This is a genomic window from Nocardia sp. BMG111209 (genome assembly GCF_000381925.1).
Classification (GTDB): domain Bacteria; phylum Actinomycetota; class Actinomycetes; order Mycobacteriales; family Mycobacteriaceae; genus Nocardia.
This window is the reverse complement of record NZ_KB907310.1, coordinates 12,964-30,761: the sequence shown is the minus strand read 5'-3', so window position 1 is coordinate 30,761 and position 17,798 is coordinate 12,964. Positions and strand designations below refer to the sequence as shown.

The 17,798-nt window shown below is 67.1% G+C and carries 18 protein-coding genes; 7 read left to right on the top strand and 11 right to left on the bottom strand.

Annotation, left to right across the window (positions count from 1 at the left end; all coding sequences use genetic code 11):
• The first annotated feature begins 60 nt into the window (after nt 1-60).
• Nucleotides 61-1,470, top strand: a complete 1,410-nt coding sequence (gene ramB / locus G361_RS0138425; RefSeq protein ID WP_019932469.1) for an acetate metabolism transcriptional regulator RamB — start codon at nt 61-63, stop codon at nt 1,468-1,470.
• A gap of 15 nt (nt 1,471-1,485) precedes the next feature.
• Here the strand turns inward: ramB and G361_RS0138420 are convergent, their stop codons facing one another.
• From G361_RS0138420 to urtA, 6 genes are all read right to left on the bottom strand, one after another.
• Nucleotides 1,486-2,178: a GntR family transcriptional regulator gene (locus G361_RS0138420; protein ID WP_019932468.1), complete on the bottom strand. Its 693-nt coding sequence runs from the start codon at nt 2,176-2,178 to the stop codon at nt 1,486-1,488.
• Nucleotides 2,179-2,191: 13 nt separating this feature from the next.
• A complete protein-coding gene (gene urtE / locus G361_RS0138415; RefSeq protein WP_019932467.1) occupies nt 2,192-2,899 on the bottom strand; it encodes an urea ABC transporter ATP-binding subunit UrtE in 708 nt (235 codons plus the stop codon).
• Nucleotides 2,883-3,671, bottom strand: coding sequence for an urea ABC transporter ATP-binding protein UrtD (urtD, locus tag G361_RS0138410; protein WP_052173023.1), 789 nt, complete (start codon nt 3,669-3,671; stop codon nt 2,883-2,885). The genes urtE and urtD overlap by 17 nt, the downstream gene beginning before the upstream one ends.
• 254 nt (nt 3,672-3,925) lie before the next feature.
• The gene (gene urtC / locus G361_RS0138405; protein WP_019932465.1) at nt 3,926-5,068 is read right to left on the bottom strand and encodes an urea ABC transporter permease subunit UrtC; all 1,143 of its coding nucleotides are present in this window, start codon (nt 5,066-5,068) and stop codon (nt 3,926-3,928) included.
• Nucleotides 5,065-5,949, bottom strand: a complete 885-nt coding sequence (urtB, locus tag G361_RS0138400; RefSeq protein WP_019932464.1) for an urea ABC transporter permease subunit UrtB — start codon at nt 5,947-5,949, stop codon at nt 5,065-5,067. Before urtB ends, urtC begins: the two co-directional genes overlap by 4 nt.
• A gap of 88 nt (nt 5,950-6,037) precedes the next feature.
• Nucleotides 6,038-7,315: an urea ABC transporter substrate-binding protein gene (urtA, locus tag G361_RS0138395; RefSeq protein WP_036496573.1), complete on the bottom strand. Its 1,278-nt coding sequence runs from the start codon at nt 7,313-7,315 to the stop codon at nt 6,038-6,040.
• A gap of 355 nt (nt 7,316-7,670) precedes the next feature.
• Here urtA and G361_RS0138390 point away from each other — a divergent pair, with 355 nt between their 5' ends.
• The gene (locus G361_RS0138390; protein WP_019932462.1) at nt 7,671-8,210 is read left to right on the top strand and encodes a carboxymuconolactone decarboxylase family protein; all 540 of its coding nucleotides are present in this window, start codon (nt 7,671-7,673) and stop codon (nt 8,208-8,210) included.
• Here G361_RS0138390 and G361_RS0138385 read toward each other — a convergent pair.
• Nucleotides 8,204-8,608 (bottom strand): nuclear transport factor 2 family protein, encoded by a 405-nt coding sequence (locus G361_RS0138385; protein ID WP_019932461.1) that lies wholly within the window; start codon nt 8,606-8,608, stop codon nt 8,204-8,206. The genes G361_RS0138390 and G361_RS0138385 overlap by 7 nt on opposite strands.
• 104 nt (nt 8,609-8,712) lie before the next feature.
• On the opposite strand from G361_RS0138385, the gene G361_RS0138380 reads away from it, so the two are divergent.
• Nucleotides 8,713-9,273 carry a TetR/AcrR family transcriptional regulator gene (locus G361_RS0138380; RefSeq protein WP_019932460.1) on the top strand — a complete coding sequence of 187 codons (561 nt, stop codon included), beginning with the start codon at nt 8,713-8,715 and terminating at the stop codon, nt 9,271-9,273.
• Between the two features lie 7 nt (nt 9,274-9,280).
• On the opposite strand, the gene G361_RS0138375 is transcribed toward G361_RS0138380, so the two are convergent.
• The gene (locus G361_RS0138375; RefSeq protein ID WP_019932459.1) at nt 9,281-9,799 is read right to left on the bottom strand and encodes a MarR family winged helix-turn-helix transcriptional regulator; all 519 of its coding nucleotides are present in this window, start codon (nt 9,797-9,799) and stop codon (nt 9,281-9,283) included.
• Nucleotides 9,800-9,949: 150 nt separating this feature from the next.
• On the opposite strand from G361_RS0138375, the gene G361_RS0138370 reads away from it, so the two are divergent.
• Nucleotides 9,950-10,882: an NADP-dependent oxidoreductase gene (locus tag G361_RS0138370; RefSeq protein WP_019932458.1), complete on the top strand. Its 933-nt coding sequence runs from the start codon at nt 9,950-9,952 to the stop codon at nt 10,880-10,882.
• Between the two features lie 126 nt (nt 10,883-11,008).
• Here G361_RS0138370 and G361_RS0138365 read toward each other — a convergent pair whose 3' ends face one another.
• Nucleotides 11,009-11,863, bottom strand: coding sequence for an SDR family oxidoreductase (locus G361_RS0138365; RefSeq protein WP_019932457.1), 855 nt, complete (start codon nt 11,861-11,863; stop codon nt 11,009-11,011).
• Between the two features lie 96 nt (nt 11,864-11,959).
• Here G361_RS0138365 and G361_RS46175 point away from each other — a divergent pair, with 96 nt between their 5' ends.
• Together G361_RS46175 and G361_RS46170 are read left to right on the top strand one after the other, a co-directional pair.
• Nucleotides 11,960-12,358, top strand: coding sequence for a helix-turn-helix domain-containing protein (locus G361_RS46175; RefSeq protein ID WP_019932456.1), 399 nt, complete (start codon nt 11,960-11,962; stop codon nt 12,356-12,358).
• A 100-nt stretch (nt 12,359-12,458) separates the two neighbouring features.
• Nucleotides 12,459-14,225: an ATP-binding protein gene (locus G361_RS46170; protein ID WP_063711943.1), complete on the top strand. Its 1,767-nt coding sequence runs from the start codon at nt 12,459-12,461 to the stop codon at nt 14,223-14,225.
• On the opposite strand, the gene G361_RS0138350 is transcribed toward G361_RS46170, so the two are convergent.
• Nucleotides 14,190-15,059: a hypothetical protein gene (locus tag G361_RS0138350; protein ID WP_019932454.1), complete on the bottom strand. Its 870-nt coding sequence runs from the start codon at nt 15,057-15,059 to the stop codon at nt 14,190-14,192. The two genes, G361_RS46170 and G361_RS0138350, sit on opposite strands and share 36 nt — an antisense overlap.
• Before the next feature lie 182 nt (nt 15,060-15,241).
• Between G361_RS0138350 and sigI the strand changes: the two genes are divergently transcribed.
• Nucleotides 15,242-16,093 (top strand): RNA polymerase sigma factor SigI, encoded by an 852-nt coding sequence (gene sigI, locus G361_RS0138345; protein WP_019932453.1) that lies wholly within the window; start codon nt 15,242-15,244, stop codon nt 16,091-16,093.
• A 181-nt stretch (nt 16,094-16,274) separates the two neighbouring features.
• Here sigI and lpdA read toward each other — a convergent pair whose 3' ends face one another.
• Nucleotides 16,275-17,678, bottom strand: coding sequence for a dihydrolipoyl dehydrogenase (gene lpdA / locus G361_RS0138340; RefSeq protein ID WP_019932452.1), 1,404 nt, complete (start codon nt 17,676-17,678; stop codon nt 16,275-16,277).
• Nucleotides 17,679-17,798: the final 120 nt, after the last annotated feature.

The following is a 17,798-nucleotide window of genomic DNA, read 5'->3' as shown; positions in this document are numbered from 1 at the left end:
CGCACCATTTTGTTAATTGATCAGTTGGCAAGCGTGCGAAATCCTCCATAAACTGGGCGAATGGCCAAAACTTATGTCGGCGCGCGATTACGTCAGCTGCGCACCGAACGAGGGCTGAGTCAGGTCCTGCTCGCCAAACAACTGGAGATATCGGCGAGCTACCTGAATCAGATCGAGCACGATGTGCGGCCGCTCACCGTGCCGGTCCTGCTGCGCATCAGCGAGGTGTTCGGCGTCGATCCCACCTTCTTCTCCTCGCAGGACGACACCCGCCTGGTCGCGGAGCTGCAGGAGGTGGTGATGGATCAGGAGCTCGGTATCGAGGCCGACGCCCAGGAGGTCGCCGATATGGTCTCCGCGCATCCGGGCCTGGCCCGCGCCATGGTCAACATGCACCGGCGCTACCGCAACACGACCGCCCAGCTCGCCGCGGCCACCGAGGACCGATTCGCCGACGGCAGCGGCACCGGTTCCATCTCCCGGCCGCACGAGGAGGTCCGCGACTTCTTCTATCAGCGGCAGAACTACATCCACGAACTGGATACGGCCGCCGAGGAACTCGCCGTGCGGATGCGTTTCCACGGCGGCGACGTCGCCCGCGAGATCGCCCGCCGGCTCGACACCGCGCACGGGGTGCAGATCGTCGAGCGCATCGACCTCGGCGAGGGCGTCCTGCACCGCTTCGATCCCGGGTTGCGGCGGCTGGAGATCGCCCCGCACCTGTCCGGTGGTCAGCGGGTGTTCAAACTCGCCGCCGAACTGGCCTATCTCGAACAGGGCGGGCTGATCGAGAAATTGGTCGACGAGGCCAATTTCGTCTCCGAGGACACCCGGCGGCTGGCCCGGCTGGGCCTGGCCAATTACTTCGCCGCCGCAATCGTGCTGCCGTACAGCCAATTCCACGAGGTGGCCGAGGATTTCCGTTACGACATAGAGCGATTGTCCTCCTTCTTCATGCAGAGTTACGAGACCATCTGCCATCGGCTGTCGACGCTGCAACGGCCCAAACTGCGCGGCGTGCCGTTCTCGTTCGTGCGGGTGGACCGCGCGGGAAATATGTCGAAACGCCAGTCCGCCACCGGATTCCATTTCTCCTCCGCGGGCGGCACCTGCCCGCTGTGGAATGTGTACGAGACCTTCGCCTATCCGGGCCGGATCATGACCCAGATCGCCCAGATGCCCGACGGCCGCAACTATCTGTGGATCGCGCGGACCGTGGAGCGCCGCGCCACCCGCTACGGCGAGCCCAGCAAGACCTTCGCGATCGGCCTGGGATGCGAACTGCGACATGCCAATCGGGTGGTGTACGCCGACGGCCTGGATCTGGTCGAGCCGAAGGCCACCCCGATCGGCGCGGGCTGCCGGGTCTGCGAGCGCGCCAACTGCCCGCAGCGCGCCTTCCCGCCGCTGGGCAAATCGCTCGACATCAGCGAGCACCGCAGCTCCATCTCGCCGTACGTGCTCCGCTGAGCTCGGCGGGCCGAATCAGTCGCGGACGGCCTGGCCGAGGCGGGTGAACGCGAGCGCCTGCCGGGCGCGCGCCAGCACGTGGTCCCGGGAACCGGTGATGTGCGCGAGCAGCGCCACCAGGGCGGTGTCCAGTTCACCCGCCAGCAGGTGTTCGGCGATCCGGATGTGCTCGGTGGTCATGGTCGCGATGCGGTCGGCGGCGGGCACGTCCAGGGCGCGCAGCGGCCGGACCCGGGCGTGGACCGTGGCGAGCGCCTCGACCAGCGAGGCGTTGCCCGCGGCCGCCAGCAGCGTGGCGTGGAATTGTTCGTCCGCCACGACCAGCTCCGGGCCGGGGTCGGGCGGATCGGCCAGGCGAGTGCGCCACAGGTCCAGCTCGCGCTGGATCGCGACCAGGTCGTGGGTCGAATTCCCGGCGATGACCCGTTGGATTCCCCTGGCCTCCAGGATTATTCGCAGCTCGAACAGATCCGCCAGCTGATCCAGGCGCGGCCGGTAGGGGTAGAGGCCGTCGGCATGCCGCTCCAGCAGCCCGTCGGCGAGCAACCGCGCCAGCGCCTCGCGCACCGGAGTACGCGAGACGCCGTAGATGTCGGCGAGACGTTCCTCGGCCAGGCGTTCCGAGGGCACGATCACCCCCGCGGACAGGTCTCGGAGCAGCGAGCGGTAAACCTTCTCGCTCAACGAGTTTCGCCCCTTGCGCGGCATCCGCGAATCCGGATCAGATCGCCATGGCCGCACGGACCTCGGTGGCGGCGTCGGCACCGCCCGCACCGGAGGAGGAGACGCGCCCCGACCGCAGCACGTAGTACTGCTGCGCCGCCTGCAACGCGAATCCGATGTGCTGCTCCACCAGCAGCACGCTCAGGCGGCCCTTACCGCCGGTGGTCCGCTGCGTGAGATCGATGACGGTGCGCTCGATCTCGGCCACCACCGAGGGCTGGATACCCTCGGTCGGCTCGTCCAGGATCAGCAGCCGCGGCTCGGTGATCAGCGCCCGCGCGATGGCGAGCTGCTGCCGCTGGCCGCCGGACAGCAGGCCCGCCTTGCGGGACAACAACTCCCGCAGCGCCGGGAACAGCTCCAGCGCGTCGTCGATCAGCGCCTTGCCGTTGCGGCGGCCGTCGGCGACCACCTGTAGATTCTCCGCGGTGCTGAGCTGCGGGAACGACTGCTGCCCCTGTGGCACATAGGCGATACCGCGGCGCACCCGCCGCGACGGGGACAGTTTCGAGATCACCTCGCCGTCGAACCGGATCTGCCCGGACCGCACGGGCAGCAGTCCCACCACCGCGCGCAGCAGCGTGGTCTTGCCGGCGCCGTTGTGCCCCATGATCGCGGCGACCCCGTCGTCCGGAACGGTCAGCGACACACCGTGGATCACCTCGGTGCGGCCGTATCCGGCATGGACGTCAACGAGTTCCAGCATCGACGGGCTCCTCGGTCTCGGCGTAGATGTCCCCGGCGGCGGCGGTGCCGAGGTAGACCTCCTGCACCTTGTGATCGGCCTGGACCTGCTCCACGGTGCCCTCACTGAGCACGCGGCCACCGGCCAGGACCGTCACCGAATTCGCGAACGCGCGCATGAAATCCATATCGTGTTCGACCACGATCACCACTCGATCGGATCCGATGCGGCGCAACAGATTTCCGGTCTCCTCGCGCTCCTCGGTACTCATGCCCGCCACCGGTTCGTCCAGCAACAGCACCGAGGCGTTCTGCACCAGCAGCATCCCGATCTCGAGCCACTGCTTCTGGCCGTGCGCGAGCACCCCGGCGGGCTTGTCCCGCAACGCTTCCAGTCCGGTCGTCTCCAGCGCCGCCTCGATACTCGGCAGCACCGATCGCCGGCGCCGCAACAGCGTGAGCGCGGAACGCCCCGCGCCCGCGGCGATATCGAGATTCTGCAACACCGTCAACTGCTCGAAGACGCTCGCGGTCTGGAAGGTCCGGCCGACCCCGAGCCGCGCGATCTCGTGCACCTTGCGGCCCAGCAGTTCCGAACCGGACTTCTGCGCCGACCCGCTCGCCGGAACCAGCCCGGTGATCGCGTCGATCAGCGTCGTCTTACCGGCCCCGTTGGGCCCGATGAGAAATCGCAGATCCCCTTGCAGGACGGTCAGATCGACGTCGGTCACCGCCTTGAACCCGTCGAAACTCACCGACAGACCGCGGATCTCGAGGTATTCGGTCTCGCCCATCCGGGAGGCCGGCACGGTCTCGGCCGCCGGAGCGGGCTCGTCCACGACAGGCTCTGCCACATCGGACTTCGCCACGGCAGACTCGGCTACATCGGACTCCGCCGCCGCAGGCTCGGCCACGGCAGGCTCGGCCACATCGGGCTCGGCCGCCGCGGACTCGGCCACGGCAGGCTCGGCTGCGGCAGCGTCAGCCGAAACCGTTTCCGCAGCGGCGGTTTCGGCAGCAACCGGAGTGGAATCGGGCTCGTCGCTCATCATGCCTCCACCTTCGTGGGATCAGCGGATTCGATCGGCGACGGAGTCGTCGCGACCGGCAGCGGTACCGGTACGGATTCCGCGATACCGGGCCGCACCCGCTCCAGCAGCCCCTTCAGCAACGGCCCGAAGCCCGCCAGCCCGGCCGGAACGAAGCCGACCACCAGGACGAACAGCGCCCCCTGGAGATAGGTCCAGCCCGAGGGGAAGTGCTCGGAGAAGGTGGTCTGCGCCCACGCCACGCCGATCGCGCCCAGGACCGGGCCGAGCAGCGTGGTGCGACCGCCGATGGCGACACCGATGAGGAAGACGATCGAGGGCACCACCCCGATATCGGCCGGCGAGATGATGCCGACGATCGGCGTGAACAGCGCCCCCGCGATACCGGCGAAGAAGGCCGCCACCACATACGCGACGATCTTGATATTCGCCGGATCGTAGCCGAGGAAGCGCACCCGTTCCTCCTGATCGCGCACCGCGACCAGCAGCTCCCCGTACCGGCTGTGCATCAGCTGCCGCGCGATGGCCACCACGATCAGCAACGCCGCCGCGGCGATGAAGAACAGCATCCGCCGGTTCACCGGATCGCTGAGCCGGAATCCGAAGAAGGCCCGGAAGTCACTGAGCCCGGTGAACCCGCCGATGGACTGCTGTCCGGTGAGCAGGATCGCCAGCGCCGCGACCAGCGCCTGCGACAGGATCGAGAAGTACGCGCCCTTCACCCGCCGCTTGAACACGCCGAAGCCGAGCAACGCCGCGGCCAGCCCCGGCAGGATCAGGATCGCGAGGATCGCCACCGGCCCCGAGGCCATCGGCCGCCAGTACGCCGGCAGCGTGGAGATGCCGGAGATCTGCATGAAATCCGGTACCTCCTGGTGCGTCCGGGCCGCATCGGCGAGTTGCAGATGCATCGCCATCAGATACGCGCCGATACCGAAGAACACACCCTGGCCGAGGGTGAGCATTCCGCCACGGCCCCAAGCCAATCCGATCCCGACCGCGACGATCGCGAAGCACAGGAACTTCGCCAGCAGATTGAGCCGGAAGTTGCTCAGGGCCGCCGGCGCCACCACGAACAGCACGACCGCGGCGAGTACGAACCCGCCCACCGTGCGCAACAACGGATTCCGCAGCACACTCATGCCAGGCTCCTGGTCCGGACGGTGAACAACCCCTGCGGGCGTACCTGCAGGAAGATCACGATCAGCACGAAGACGATCACCTTCGCGACCGAGGCGGTGGTCGAGTACTCGATGAACGAATTCAGCAGTCCCAGACCGAAGGCCGCGAGCACGGTGCCCTTGATCTGCCCCAGTCCGCCGATGACCACGACGAGAAAGGCGTCGACGATGTAGCTCTGCCCGATGGTGGGGCTGGTCGACCCGATCAGGGTCAGCGCCACCCCGGCCAGCGCGGCCAGCCCGGACCCGATGAAGAACGTGCTCACATCGGTCAATCTGCTGGAGACGCCGCTGGTTTCGGCGAGGCTGCGGTTCTGCACCACCGCCCGGATCCGCCGTCCCAGCGGGGTGACCTTCAGCACGACGGCGAGCACCGCCACCACGACGATCGCCAGCACGAGAATGAAGATCCGGGTCTTGGGCACCACGGTTCCGGCAATACTCAGACCGCCGGTGAGCCAGTGCGGCACCACGACGTTCTTCGCCGGGGCGCCGAAGATGTTGCGCACCACCTGTTGCAGGATCAGCCCGACGCCGAAGGTCACCAGCAGGGTGTCCATCGGCCGGTCGTACATCCAGCGGATCAGCGCCATTTCCAGTACGGCACCGAGTATCCCGCCGACCAGGAAGCCCACCGGCAGGGCAACGATCAGCGCGACACCGGTCGCGTGGACGACCTGTTCGACGACATAGGTGGTGTAGCAGCCGGCCATGATGAATTCGCCGTGCGCCATGTTGATGACGCCCATCTGCCCGAACGTCAGCGACAGACCCAGCGCGGCCAGCAACAGAACGGAGCCCAGACTCAACCCGGTGAAGAGCTGTCCGATCGCCACTTCCATTGGGGATACCTCGATTTCACTACTGTTCCGGTGAGGGGCCGCCGGACGTGCCGGCGACCCCACACCGCCCCTCATCGACGGCTGTCGGTTACTTCAGGCCCTTGGCCCAGTCGTAGGACGTCAGGTACGGGTCCGGGGTGATCGGCTTGCCGGAATCCCACACCGTGTAGATCAGGCCGTCCGGGTGGATCTCACCGATCCGGGCGGTCTTGGTGATGTGGTGGTTGCTGCCGTTGACGGTCACCATGCCCTCGGGGGCGTCGAAAGTGACTCCGTCGGCGGCCTTCTGGATATCGGCGACGGCGAACGACTTCGCCTTCTCGACCATGTTCTTCCACAGGTACACGGAGGTGTACGCGGCCTCCATCGGGTCGGAGGTGGGCTTGCCCGCCCCGACCGCGGCCTGGTACGCCGTGACGAAGGCCTTGTTCTGCGGGGTGTCCAGGGTTTCGTAGTAGTTCCAGGCGGTCAGCTGCCCGGCCAGGAACTGCGGGCCGATACCCGCGGCCTCCTCCTCCGCGATGGACACCGAAACCACCGGCATATCAGCGGCTTTCAGCCCGGCGTTGCCGTACTCGCGGAAGAAGGCGACATTGGAGTCACCGTTGAGGGTGTTGAACACCGCTCCCGCCTTGGCATTACGCACCTTGTTGACGATGGTGGAGAAGTCGGTCGAGCCCAGCGGCGCGTAGTCCTCGCCCTTGATCTCGATACCGTTGGCCGCCGCGTACGCCTTGATCTCGCGATTGGCGGTCTGCGGGAACACGTAGTCGCTGCCGACCAGGTAGAGGGACTTGATGCCCTTCTGCTTCAGATAGTCCAGCGCCGGCACGATCTGCTGGTTGGTGGTGGCGCCGGTGTAGAAGATGTTCTTGCTGTCCTCCAGGCCCTCGTACTGCACCGGGTAGAACAGCAGCGAGTTCAGCGCCTCGAACTTCGGCTTCATCGCCTTGCGGCTGGCCGAGGTCCAACCACCGAAAACGGCTGCGACACAGTCGGAGCTGACGAGTTTCTCGGCCTTCTCGGCGAAGGTCTTCGGGTCCGACGCGCCGTCCTCGGCGACGATCTGGAGCTTCTTGCCCAGTACCCCGCCCGCGGCGTTGATCTGGTCCACCGCCAACTTGGTGGAGTTGGCCACGGTCACCTCGGAGATGGACATGGTGCCGGTGAGCGAGTGCAGCGAACCGATCTTGACGGTGTCCTTCGAGGTGTCCACGCAGGACTTGGCGGCCTCGCCGGAACCGGCATCGTCCTTGCTACCGCAACCGGCCACCAGCACTGCCGACAGCGCGAGTGCCGTCGGCACCGCGAGCAATCGGGCAGCGCGGCGAACGTGACCGCGACGAGCGTCACGAGAAACTGACATGGGCGGACCCTTCTCACTTCATCAGGTGCTCGGCGGCGCGCGTGCGCCGCCCGGACACGCTCGCCGCCCTCCGGCCGTTATCGGTATACCGGCCCGTTGTATACAGCGTTTGTATCCGTGCGACGAAGATTAGGTGGATTGTGTTGCGCGAGAATGACCCTGGATAACGCGCCGATGTCCGCCCGTGACGGTTGCATTGCCGATGTTTCGAGCGGATGAACCGTCCAATGGTATGCCGGAAACGTATCGCCGGGTCGTCCGCGAGGTTTGCGCGGCGAGTGCTCCCTGCGACGAACCCACCGAATCGCCGGTCCACAGCGGCCGCCGCGCGACCCCGTTTTGTTACGGTGGCCCTATGGAGTCGACAGCGCCGCGGATCGCACCGGGCCGGCTACGCGAGCTGGGCCCCGTCAACTGGCTTGCCTGGCAGGCGCTCTCGCGGGCCGCCGGCACCCCCGACGCTCACCTGTTCAGCACCCTCGGCCGCACCGGCGGCCTGTTCCGGGGCTGGCTACACTATTCGGGCAAGCTGATGCCCGGCGGCCGATTGCGCCGCTACGACACCGAATTGGTGATCCTGCGCGTCGCTCACCTGCGGCACTGCGAATACGAGACCGACCACCACATCCGCCTGGGCAAACGGGCCGGCGTCACCCAGGAGATCCTGGACCGCCTGCGCGAGGGCCCCACGGCCGCAGGCTGGTCCGACCGGGAACGCGCCCTGCTCACCGCCGTCGACCGGCTCGTCGAGACCCGCGACCTGGACGACGCGACCTGGCAGGCGCTGGCCACCCACTACGACGAGCGCCGCCTGATCGAAATCGTCCTGCTGGCAAACCAATACGAGGGCCTCGCCAGCACCATCACCGCCCTGCGCATCCAGACCGATCACTGAGGGTGCTTGCGCGCCACCACCTTCCGATACCCGATGCGCCAGCCCTGCGGCCCCCGCCGGAGCACGTCCTCATAGATGCACGTGCCCGCCGAACCGTCGGCCCCGATCGCCAGCCCCTTCGACCGGGCCCGCACCCCGTCGCCCTCGGGCCCGAGCACCACGATGTTGGTGACATGGTGCCCGAGCGGATGCTCCGCGGCGACCGCGGTGCGCACCACCTCACGCATCGCGGCCAGGCCACGGATCGTGCCGTAACCGAATCCGTCCACATCCATGACCACATCCTCGGCGAACACCTCACCGAGCCGATCGGCGTCCCGATCGTCGACCACATGTCCGTGCAGCGCGATCACCTCGTGAATCTCGATCCGGTCCGCGGCGGCGATTTCCGATGTCATGAGCGAAACCCTTCGCTATAAGTGGGGAACTCCCCGTTTATGTCCCGGTTAGACTAACCGGGGAGTTCCCCACTACACAAGAGTGCCCGCGACGAAGGAGAGGCGTGCCCGACCGACCGAGACGCGCCGACGCGCGCCGCAACTACGACCTGGTACTGACCGCCGCCAAGCAGGTGTTCGGCGAACTGGGCGTGACCGCTCCCCTGGACGAGATCGCCCGCCGGGCAGGCGTCGGCAACGCCACGATGTACCGCCACTTCCCCACCCGCCGGGAACTGGTCATCGCCGTCTACGCCGACGAGGTCACCGTCCTGTCCGACCTCGGCCACACCCTCACCGAATCACCGCCCGCCGAAGCCCTTTTCACCTGGCTGCACGCCTTCGTCACCCACGTCGCGACGAAACGCGAACTCCCCCTTGCCATCCCCGAAGACACCGACGGACAGCGCACCACCCTGTACCAGCAGTGGCACGACACCATGCGCACCACCGCCACCGAACTACTCACCCGCGCACAGCAATCCGGCGAGATCCGCCCCGACCTCGACATCGCCGATCTCCTCGCCGCCGCCACCGGAATCGGCCACGCCACCGTGGACGACGACCAGGCCCACCGCCTGCTCACCATCCTCCGCCGCGGCATCACCGCGACACCGGCGTCCTGACCGCGAATCAGTTCTCGCGGCGGCGTTTACGCGGTGCGGCCGAGCGGGCCGGTTGGGTCCGCATATGGTCGCGGACCCGCGTCATGATGTCGCCCAGGTGGCGCAGGTCCTCGCCGGTGAGGGGATCGAACAGCAGGCGGCGGACGAGCTCGACATGGCCGGGCAGGATGCGCTGGATGAGAGCCCGCCCCTCGTCGGTGAGAGTGACGGCGGTCGCGCGCTCGTCGTCGGAGTCGGGCCGGCGAGTGATCAGACCGGCCTTCTCCAGCAGACCGGCCTGGTAGGTCAGGCCGCTGCGGCTGTAGACGACACCGTCCGCCAACTGGGTCATGGTCAGCGGACCGGCCGCATCGGCGAGCCGGGCCAGCAGTTCGAACTGCACGTAGCTGATGCCACCCTCGGCCCGCAGCTGCTGTTCGAGCTGATATTGGAGCAGACTGACCGACTCCAGCAGCACGAAGTAGGTGTTCAGCTGCGCGGGCCCGAGCGGCTGGACACCCTCGGCCGCGGGGCTGCTCTCGGACATCCCCCCAGTCTATGTACTGCGAATTCAAAGCATCACAATCACACGCGAGTGACGAGCATCACAGCCAAGTCGGGCATTGCTTCGGATTCGAAGCAAGTTCTCCTCAATATGCTTCGATTTCGAAGCAGTGATCGAATACGAGGAGCAATCATGAAGGCAGTACGTTTCCACGCATACGGCGACAGCGACGTCCTGGTCCACGAGGATGCCGACCGTCCGACGGCCGGCGCGGGCGCAGTGCTGGTGCGGGTGGCCGCGACCGCGTTCAACCCGGTCGACGTCGCGATCCGCGCGGGCTACCTGCGCGACGTGTTCCCGCTGACCTTCCCGCACACCCCGGGCTTCGATATGTCCGGGGTGATCACCGAGGTCGGCGAGGGCGTCACCGACTGGCAGACCGGCGACGCGGTGGTGGCTTTCCTCCCGATGAACGAGCCCGGAGCCGCCGCCGAGTACGCGTCGGCACCGGCCGAAACCCTCGCCGCCGCACCGAAGAACGTGAACCCGGCCGATGCCGCCGCACTGCCCTCGGCAGCCCTGACCGCCTGGCAGTCACTGTTCGAACACGCGGACCTCCAGCCCGGCCAGACCCTACTGATCAACGGAGCGGGCGGCGCGGTAGGCGGCTACGCCGTCCAACTGGCCGCACAGGCCGGCGCCCAGGTCACCGCCACCGCCGGTCCCCGCAGCGCCGACCGCGTGCGCGCCTACGGCGCCGACCGAATCATCGACCACACCGCCACCCCGCTCCCGCAGGCCCTGGCCGGACAACGATTCGACGCGGCACTCAATCTCGTCCCCACCAATCCGGAGGAGACCGCGGCCCTGGTGGACCTGGTCGCCGACGGCGGAGCATTCGTCAGCACCACCACCCCGGCCCCCGAGGACGCCGGCCGCGGGGTACGCACGGTACGGGTCTTCGTCCGCAGCGACGCCACCCAACTCGCCGAACTGGTCCGGCGAGTCGACACCGGCGACCTGAAAATCCATGTCGCCCAACGCCGCCCACTGTCCGACCTGGCCGCCGTCCACGACGACGCCACCACCGGACGACTCCCCGGCAAAACCGTCCTGATCCCCTGACCTCACCAGGCCCCGCGATCACCGCCGGGTCCCGTACCGCTCCGGTACGGGACCCGGCCGATCACCGGAACATGGCCGAACTCATTGCCGCACAACCGAACCGGACATCCCGCCGCTCCGTACCCCTCAGCTGCCCAACGCGTCCCGGAACACCTCGGCGACCGGCGTCGACGCGCGACCGATCAACTTGTGCAGATCACCGGTGCTGTCGTCGAGCCAGCCATTGCGCAGACCGGTATCGGAGTCCGCGAGGATCTGCGCGAAACCGCCCGGAACTCCGTTCTTTTCGAGCGCCTCCGCATACTCCGCAGCCGACAGGTCTTGATAGCGAACGGTTTTGCCCGACACCTCCGAGATGACGGCAGCCAACTCGGTGAGGGTGAGATGCTCGTCGCCACCGAGTTCGTAGACCGCACCGCCATGTCCGTCCTCCGACAGCACCACGGCCGCCGCCTCCGCATAGTCGGCGCGGGTCGCGGCGGCCACGCGGCCCTCGCCCGCGGCGCCGTACAACACGCCGGTCGCCAGCGCCGGTTCCAGCCCGCGCAGATAGTTCTCCCAGTACCAGCCGTTGCGCAGGAACACATGTGGCACGCTCGACCCGGCGAGCACCTCCTCGGTGCCGCGATGCTCGGTCGCGAGCAGCATGGGACTCTCCGACGCCCGCAGGATCCCGGTGTACGCCAGCAGCTGCACCCCGGCCCGCTCTGCGGCCCGGATCACATTGGTGTGCTGCGTAATTCGATTCCCCGGCTCACTCCCGGAGACCAGCAGCAACCGCCGCACCCCCATCAGCGCCCGATCCAGCGACTCGACATCGTCGTAATCACCGCGCCGGACCTCCACCCCGCGCGCGGCCAGATCGGCGACCTTGTCCAGATCGCGCACGATCGCGACGACCGGCCCCGCCTCCCGCCGCAGCAACGCCTCCACGACGAGACGGCCCAACTGTCCACTGGCCCCGGTGACGGCGATGGTCATGACGTACCTCCAGATCTACAAACAGAATATATGGCACTAACTATTAGTAAGTACTACAGCTTCCCGCAGAACAACGCAATAGGTAGCATCACTCGCATGGACCATGGCCACGACACCGCGGCGGACTACGCCGACCCGGGGTTGGAGCCCGACGTCTTCGCCCGGAACTGCACCTCCCGTCCGGTCCTGCAGAACGTCGCGAGCCGCTGGGGCGTCCTCGCCCTCGTCGCCCTCCTCGCCGGCCCCCACCGCTTCAGCGCCCTGCGCCGCCGCGTCGACGGCGTCAGCGAGCGCATGCTCTCCCAAACCCTGCAAACCCTCGAACGCGACGGCATGGTCCACCGCGAGGTCCAGCAGGCCATCCCCCCGCACGTCGAATACACCCTCACCGACCTCGGCACCGAAGTGGCCCAACGCCTCGGGGACCTCATCCACGTCCTGGAATCCAACATGGACACCATCCGCACCGCCCAGGCTGCCTACCACCGCGACTGACCAGCGCGCCGGGCGCACTCTGTCAAGCGACTCTATCACTCTGACACAGTTTGATAGAGTCGCTTGACAGAGTGATGGAGTGCACCGACCCGGGAGGGCAATGGATACCGCCGCGCTGGTCACACTGATGCGGAGGATGGGGAGCGACCTGGCAGAGGTCGAAGTGAAGTCCGCAGCCGGTGGTCTGCCGAAAAATATCGCAGAGACCCTCAGTGCATTTGCGAACGGAGGCGGTGGGTCTGTCGTGCTCGGCCTCTCCGAGCACGACAATTTCACGCCCGCACCGGGATTCGACGCCGAGGCGGTACGCACCGCGCTGGCGGGCACCTGCTCCGATCTCATGGATCCGCCGCTACGGGTACGGATCGACATCGAGGAGTTCGAGGGCGCCTTGATCGTCACCGCCGAGATTCCCGAACTCGACCCGATGGACAAACCGTGTTTCGTGAAGGCTCGCGGTCATTACCAAGGTTCGTTCATTCGCAGCGGCGACGGCGATCGCAAACTCGGCCACTACGAGGTCACACAACTACTGTCCAACCGAACGCAACCGGTGTACGACCTCGAACCCGTCGTGAACGCCGCACGCTCGGATCTGGACGACGATCTCGTCCGACGGGTGGTTCGTCGGGCGAGGCAGCGGCAACCGCGCGCTTTCGGACATCTGGAGACGGATGAAGCTCTGGTTCGATTGAATGCGCTCACGAACGTCGACGGGATCATGCGGCCCACCCTGGGTGGGCTGCTGTGTCTGGGCAGCTATCCACAGCAGTTCTTTCCACAGCTGTTCGTTTCCCTGGTGGTACTTCCCGGCACCGAGATGGGCGAGTTGTCCGCTGGTGGCGCCCGTTTCCTCGACAACGTGAGCCTCGACGGGCCGATTCCGGTCATGCTGGCCACCGCCTCGGCGGCACTGCAACGCAATATGCGCAGAGCAGCGGTCGTCAACGGATTGTTTCGGGAGGATCGCTACGACTATCCGCTGGAAGTCATCCGTGAGTTGATCGTCAACGCACTGATGCACCGCGACTACAGCCCCGGAGCCCGTGGGACACAGATCCAGATCGAGATGTACCGTGATCGTCTCGTCGTCAAGAGCCCGGGTGGGTTGTACGGCAATGTGATCGGCCCACTCTTGGGCACCAGCGAACAATCCTCCTCCTCGCGGAACGCATCTCTGGCGAAACTGCTGTCGGACCTTCCCGCCGATACCTCTGGCGATCAGGCCGTCAGCGAGAACCGAGGTTCGGGATTGCCCACCGTCATGGCAACTCTGCGGAGGGCCGGAATGAGCCCGGCCGCATTCGATGTGGCACCGGGACATGTCCAGGTCACCGTTCCGCAGCATGCGCTGCTCGATATCGGCACGATCGAATGGATCGGGACGCTGGGTCTGGATGGCCTGACCGATCAGCAGAATCTTGCCCTGGCGATGATGCGGAGTACCGGCCGCGTCACGAACGCGATGATGCAAGCCTGGGGCGTGGATCGCACAACCGCCAGATCGGCGCTGAGAGACCTCGTCGACCGGGGCGTGGCCGCGACGACCGGCGGTCGCCGATACGCGAATTATCAACTCACCGTGCCGACCGAGACCGCTCCGATCGTTCGTCGCGCAGAACAGGATTCAGTGTCCGGGACCGGCAGCGAACTCGATGCGATCGTCCAAGCCATCCGAGCCGGGCACACGACGACGCGATCACTGGAAACCGCACTGGGCATGAACTACCAAACGGTCCTCCGACGTTTGCGCAAATTGATCGATGCGGGTGTGGTCGAGCGGGAATTCGCTCGGCACAGTTCACGCCAGCAATACCGGTTACGCATTCCGTCACGACACCCGGGTCAGTTCACCGGTGGTCAGTGAGAACCGGGAACCGTCGGGGGCCACGCCGGCCATGATGGTGGTCTGCCGTTGCCCGTCGGCGGCGGCCGACCAGAAGGTGCGGGTGTTACCGCCGCAGGATTGGGTTTCCGGGGCGAGTTCGGCGGTGTTGCCGTGGGTTTCGAAGGTCCAGTCGCAGCCGTCGGTGGTCCGGGCGATCATCGTGTCGCCGGGGCCCGGGCGGAAGTCGATCGTCCCGCCGATCGGGGTCGGTACCGTGACCGGCGACGCGCCGCTGACCTGAGCGAGATTGATCAGGCGGGCCGGGTCGACCGGGTCGAAGCGCCAGCTGCCGGTGAACGCGCGCACGGTGTCGGCGCGGTGACCGGCGGCGGCGCGGGTGCGGCGGCCGGCGGCGAGTTCGAACGAGAAGGTCGATCCACCCTGATAACTGTTGGCGTGCATCGTTTCTCGTTCCTGATCGCCGTCGGTGTCGACCCGCCAGCGGTCGATGTTGTACTCGGAGTCGATGATGTGGTTGAAGCAGTGCTGGTCGGGGGTGGCCAGTTCGAGTGCCGTGCCCTCGACCCGGAACCGCCAGGTGCAGCCCTGATCGGTGTGGCCGAGGATTTCGCCGTTGTCGCCGTGGCTGAACACCACGGTCCCGATCTGCGGGAAGGTCGCGGGGAAACCGCCGAGGTCCAGGGTGGCGATATTCGTCATGGTGGACCGATCGGGCTGGTCGTAGTTCCAGACTCCCAGAAACGGGGCGGCGGGGTCGGCGGACGCCGGCGCCGCGCAGGGGGTCAGCGCCGCGGTGAGCAGTGCGAGCAGCGACAGTGAGCGAGTGCGTGTTCTGCGGGTGAAGTGGGTCATGTACTCAGGACGAGAGCGACCGCTCCGAAAGTTACCGTCGGCGGCCGCGGATGTGCGGCCCGCCGGGTCACGACCGCCACCGGGCCCCCGGAATCACGCCTTCCCCGGCCCGTCAGGAGAGCAACTCTCCGACTCGCCGCGACACCGGTAACTTTTCGCCCGGCCGTCTCGTCCGGAACCATATGGAGATGTCTCGGGAATTCACCGACGCCTGGCGGGCCCACCGCATTCATCTGGTGGACCTGGCCTTCCGCATCCTCGGCGATATCGGGGCGGCCGAGGACGCGGTGCAGGAGGCGTTCACCCGGCTGTCGCTGGCACGCGACGTCGAGGACGAGCGGGCCTGGCTGACCGTGGTGACCGGCCGATTGTGCCTGGACCAGCTGCGCAGCGCCTGGCATCGGCACGAGAAACCCTCGGACCCGGCCGATCTCACGAACGCCGATCCGGTGCTGCCGACACCGAGCCCGGATCCGGCGGATCGGGTCACCCTCGACGACGAGGTCCAGCTCGCGCTGCTGGTGCTGTTGCAGCGGCTCGCACCCGCCGAGCGGGTGGCCTTCATCCTGCACGACGTGTTCGGGCAGCCGTTCGAGCTGATCGCCGATACGCTCGGCCGCCCCACCGGCACCTGCCGGCAGTTGGCCCGGCGGGCCCGCGGCAAGCTCTCGGATGCCGATCGGATATCGAAAGCCGTTGCCGCAGAACAGCATCGGGACGTCACCGAACGTTTCATCGCCGCCTGCACCGGCGGCGATCTGGACGCGCTGGTCGCGGTCCTGCATCCCGAGGCGTGGGGCCGGGCCTCGTTCGCGGCCGATATCGGCCTGGCACCCGTGGTCAGCCGGGGTCCGCACGAGGTGGCGACGACCCTGCTGCCCTTCTACGGTCCCGGTGTCACCATGGTGACCCATCCACACAGCGACCGGCCCGCCGTGCTGGCCTACCGCGACCGCCGCCTGTTCGCCGTGCTGGTCCTCACCATCGCCGAGGATCGGATCCTGCGCATCGAAGCGACGGTCGACCCCGCCTGAGCGGGCGGACACACCGGGCCTTCGCCGACTCCGGCACGGCACACCCGTTCCCAGCACCGCCGGACACTCGCAGATGCTCTCGACGACCGGAAACTGCCGCGTATCAACCGAATTCGCCGGAACACCGGACACGGCAACGCCCCGGGACGAACCGTCCCGGGGCGCCTCGGTGATCCTGCACTCAGAAGTTGATCATGTGCCCGGCCAGGCCGTGGATGGCCTCCTGCAACGCCTCACTCAGCGTCGGGTGGGTGTGCACGTTGCGGGCCAGCTCGTTGACCGTGAGGTCCCACTTCTGCGCCAGGGTCAGTTCGGGCAGCAGCTCCGAGACATCGGGGCCGATCAGGTGGCCGCCGATCAGCTCGCCGTACTTGGCGTCGGAGATCAGCTTCACGAAACCGGTGGCGTCGCCGAGGCCGTGCGCCTTGCCGTTGGCGGTGAACGGGAAGTTGGCGACCTTCACGTCGTAGCCCTCGTTGCGGGCCTGCTCCTCGGTGAGGCCGAAGCTCGCGACCTGCGGCTGGCAGAAGGTGGCGCGCGGCATCATCCGGTAGTCGCCCAGCGGCAGCGTCTCGGCGCCCGCGATACTCTCCGCGGCCACCACGCCCTGCGCCTCGGCGACGTGCGCCAGCTGCAGCTTCGCGGTGACATCGCCGATGGCGAAGATGTGCGGCACGTTGGTGCGCATGTACTCGTCGATCGCGATGGCGCCGCGCTCGGTGAGCTGCACGCCGGTGGCCTCCAGGCCGTAGCCCTCCACCCGCGGCGCGAAACCGACCGCCTGCAACACCTTGTCGACGGTGACCGTCTCGATGTTGCCGGACTTGTTGTCCTTGATGGCAACCGTGACCTTGGTCCCGTTGTCCTCGATCGACTGCACCGCGGCGCCGGTGCTGATGGTGATGCCCAGCTTCTTGTATGCCTTGGTGATCTCCTTGGAGACGTCGGCGTCCTCGTTCGGCAGCGCGCGGTCGAGGAACTCGACGATCCGCACGTCCACGCCGTAGTTCTTCAGGACGTAGGCGAACTCCATGCCGATCGCGCCGGCGCCCACGATGAGGATCGAGCCCGGCAGTTCCCGGGTGAGGATCTGCTCCTCGTAGGTGACCACGTTCTGCGACAGCGAGGTACCGGGCAGCAGCTTGGTGATGGTGCCGGTGGAGATGATCACATTGTCGAAGGTGACCGTCTCGGTGCCGCCGTTGCTCAGGGCGACGGAGATGGTGTGCGGATCGACGAAGGTGCCCTTCCCGTCGAGCTCGTCGATCTTGTTCTTCTTCATCAGGAAGTGGACGCCCTTGACGCGGCCGTCGGCGACCTTGCGGCTGCGGTCGAACGCGGCGCCGAAATCGAAGCTCGCCTCCCCGGAGATGCCGAACGTCTTCGCTTCCTTGGTGAAGATATGTGCCAGTTCCGCGTTGCGGAGCAGGGCCTTGGACGGAATGCACCCGACGTTCAGGCACACGCCGCCCCAGTATTTCTGCTCGACGATCGCTGTTCGCAGGCCGAGCTGAGCTGCGCGGATCGCGGCGACGTAACCGCCGGGACCAGCGCCGAGAACGACGACATCGTAGTGGGAAGTCACGGCTTCGAGCCTAACCCCGGCGCAGATCGGGCATACAGCCAACCTCCCCTACCGCGCGGTAGCGCGACCCGAACGGCCGACATGTCACCGGCGTCGCCCCGGTCGGCCACAATGGCAGGC